Here is a 1,095-nt window from a genome sequence, read left to right on the forward strand (position 1 = left end):
TGGCTTTTGTTTTCACCGTATGATAGGCATCTCTTTTTTTTCATTGTCAAAAATTTTCATATCAAGTTCGCGTCTTTTATTTTTGATAAGTGATTGCTCAGCGTCACGTAAATACGCTACCATTTCCATCTTTATAAATTCATTTCGGATCATGGCTAATGAACCATCTATATGTGCTTGAAGATCTGCAATATCTTTCAGGTTTTCTTTTGTTTTAACTTCATCTAATAGATTTTTGAGGTATTGAAAACGATTTTCTGCGATTTCAAAAGTTTCTAAACTTACAGCTTTATCTAGTATCGATGCAAATTTTAAGCGTTCCGAAATAGCTTTGCCCATTTGATTAAAAGACCCAGAAATTTTGTTTTCGTCCTCTAATACCTTTTGATATGATTCTCTTGAAAGCTTATCACTCTTATAGAGCAATTCTGGTTCTTTGAGAAAAAAACTAGAAAAGTCTATTGTTTTAAATCCAGTTTTCTGATTCTTTGTTATAGCTTGATAGGTTTTTTCTATTTGTGAATTTTGTTCTTTTTTCAACGCAAGCTGTTTTTTTAAGAGCTCAATAATTTCCTCTTTTTTTAATAGATTAATAAGCTCCAGATATTCTGCTGGTGAAGCAGACACGAAAGCTGGTTTAGATGGCTTAGAGCCACTAGGTTGAGAAGGTGCGGGATTTATTTCCTTTCCAAAAGTAGAAGGACTGATTGTAACATTGGGGGGATTATGTGGTGGAATGTAACTTGGTGGTATTTTTGGTTTATAATTGGTGCTTGAATCGAGCCCTCCTGACCCCAGACTAGGAACTGCAAAACGGCTATGACCTCCTCCTTGCTTAGTAAGAGTGTTACTTCTTACTAAGTTTGTTGTTCCAAGAAACGCACTAATTGCTATGATAATAATCAGCTTTTGCATATTTTATTCCTTTTAATTTTCACATATTTAGAAGACTGACCATTACATTATTAACTTCATAAATCAGTTGATAAGATCACGTTCTAAGCCACGGCTTTCTTCATAATAACTTCTAAGTTGTTCGGCTTTCACTGGTTTTGCTTGTTTTGTTTTCATCTGTCTCCTCGCTTGATTTCGGCA

General features: G+C 34.2%; 1 protein-coding gene and 1 pseudogene. Both read right to left on the reverse strand.

The genetic code is table 11. The features are described from left to right. Positions 1-12 precede the first annotated feature (12 nt). Entirely contained in the window at positions 13-915 is a 903-nt protein-coding gene (locus ACFILA_RS09560; protein ID WP_375661129.1) for a type IV secretion system protein, read from the reverse strand. Positions 916-981: 66 nt separating this feature from the next. Then, positions 982-1,071, reverse strand: a pseudogene (locus ACFILA_RS09565) (TrwG protein); the annotation flags it as partial. Between the last annotated feature and the right edge of the window lie 24 nt (positions 1,072-1,095).

The organism is Bartonella sp. CL71SXKL (assembly GCF_042194935.1).
Taxonomy (GTDB): domain Bacteria; phylum Pseudomonadota; class Alphaproteobacteria; order Rhizobiales; family Rhizobiaceae; genus Bartonella.

Excerpts from the sequence above, each read along its gene's own strand:
- ACFILA_RS09560 (WP_375661129.1), bottom strand. The coding sequence starts at position 915 with ATGCAAAAGCTGATTATTATCATAGCAATTAGTGCGTTTCTTGGAACA.